Origin of the sequence: Mesorhizobium sp. M4A.F.Ca.ET.090.04.2.1 (assembly GCF_003999085.1) — a bacterium.
Taxonomy (GTDB): domain Bacteria; phylum Pseudomonadota; class Alphaproteobacteria; order Rhizobiales; family Rhizobiaceae; genus Mesorhizobium.
The window spans coordinates 1-1,265 of sequence record NZ_RZOT01000866.1 but is presented as its reverse complement, the minus strand read 5'-3'; the positions used below and the strand labels follow the sequence as shown (position 1 = coordinate 1,265).

At 64.7% G+C, this 1,265-nt stretch carries 1 protein-coding gene; it reads left to right on the top strand.

Annotation, left to right across the window (positions count from 1 at the left end; genetic code table 11):
• Positions 1-161 precede the first annotated feature (161 nt).
• The coding region (locus tag EN781_RS32710) for a sugar ABC transporter substrate-binding protein (RefSeq protein ID WP_145965796.1) at positions 162-1,265 on the top strand (1,104 nt) is incomplete at its 3' end.

Genomic DNA, 1,265 nt, shown 5'->3' with positions numbered 1-1,265 from the left:
CCTCCTCATTGGTTCTCCTCCCAGTTCGGCCGCGCCGGGCATTCGAAAACTGCCGTGCCGGCTGGTGGTGCGTCAGTCATGCGGCCGCACAGTGGGCGGCTAACGGGCCTGCGCTACCAAGCGCGGCCGAACTGGGAGGAGAACCAATGAGGAGGAGAACCATGAAGACCATGATTGCCGGGCTCGCGCTCGCCGCGAGCATCTTTGCTCTGCCTGCTTTCGCGGCCGACACCGCCAACATCTGGGTGCGCGCCGACGGCTCGAACTTCATGCCGCGCATCGTCGACGCCTTCAACAAGGGCCACGAGAACCAGATCAAGCTCGACATCATCCCCAATGCCGAGATCATCCCGAAATATGGCGCTGCCGCCGCCGGCGGCACCGCGCCCGACGCGCTGTCGCTCGATCTGATCTACACGCCGTCCTTCTCGGCCGCCGGCCAGCTCGAGGACATCACCGACTGGGCGAAGTCGCTGCCCTATTTCGCCAGCCTGTCGCCGGCGCATGTCAAGACCGGCACCTACAAGGGCCGCATCTATGGCCTGCCGTTCTCGGCCGACAGTTCGGTGCTGATCTGGAACAAGAAGCTGTTCAAGCAGGCCGGGCTCGATCCGGAAAAAGGCCCGACCAACTGGGCCGAGATCGAGGCCGACGCCGAGAAGGTCAACGCGCTCGGCGGCGATATCAAGGGCTTCTATTTCTCCGGCAATTGCGGCGGCTGCAACATCTTCACCTTCACGCCGCTGATCTGGGCTTCGGGCGGCGACATCCTCTCCGAGGACGGCACCAAGGCGACGCTGGACAGCCCGCAGCTGCGCGGCGCCATCGACCTCTACCGCTCGATGGTCAAGAAGGACCTGGTGCCATCAGGCGCGCAGACCGACACCGGCGCCAACTTCTTCGCCGCCTTCGCCGCCGGCAATATCGGCATCTCGCCGTCCGGCGCCTTCGCCATCGGCGCGCTCAACACGCAGTATCCGAATGTCGACTATGGCGTCACCTTCCTGCCTGGCAAGGATGGCGGTTGGTCGTCCTTCGCCGGCGGCGACAATTTCGTCGTCACCAAGGGCACCAAGAAGCTCGCCGTGGTGAAGGAGTTTCTGGACTTCGCCTATTCGCTCGAAGGCCAGACGCTGCTCGCCAAATACGGCAGCCTGCCGGTGCGTGGCGACATCGCCAAGGAGGCGCTGAAGGACCTCGATCCGCGCTACCAGATCGCCGCCGAGGCGATGGCCAAGGGCCGCACGCCCTACACGGTGGTGTTC